Source organism: Rhizobium ecuadorense, from assembly GCF_001187535.1.
Classification (GTDB): Bacteria; Pseudomonadota; Alphaproteobacteria; order Rhizobiales; family Rhizobiaceae; genus Rhizobium; species Rhizobium ecuadorense.
The window spans coordinates 1-437 of sequence record NZ_LFIO01000562.1; the positions used below are offsets into that span (position 1 = coordinate 1).

Consider the following 437-nt stretch of genomic DNA (forward strand, 5'->3'; position numbering starts at 1 on the left):
GATCCTGCCTGCGCCGAAGCGATCGATCCATGTGCCCATTAGAGGTGCGGCCAGGCCGCCGATCAGAAGGGCTAGGGAGAGCGCAGCGAAGATCCATTCCGATGACCAGTTGAGATCACGGGCCATGTCAGGGGCGAGGATGCTGAAGCTGTAATAGAGCGATCCATAACCGATGATCTGCGTAAGCCCGAGTGCAACAATGGTCGCTACCGGCGGTCGTTCGGTGCTGATTGTCATAGGGATCTGAGGCTCACGCGGCTTGCGACGAGGTGCTAAGGGCGCTGATGTTTCCGGGATGTTCCATACAGATCAGACAATGCGCTTGCCCCCGGCATCGAGCACCTTCTCGCCATCTTCCTTGATGAAGGCGCCCTTGTGCGTTTCCGGCAGGATTTCGAGGACAAGTTCCGACGGCCGCGACAGGCGCGTACCGAGAG

2 pseudogenes are annotated in these 437 nt (G+C 59.3%); both read right to left on the reverse strand.

The annotated features are described in order from the left end of the window. Window positions 1-237, reverse strand: a pseudogene (locus AF337_RS12000) (arsenite efflux MFS transporter ArsK); the annotation flags it as partial. Window positions 238-309: 72 nt separating this feature from the next. Continuing rightward, window positions 310-437: pseudogene (locus AF337_RS12005) on the reverse strand (arsenate reductase (glutaredoxin)); the annotation flags it as partial.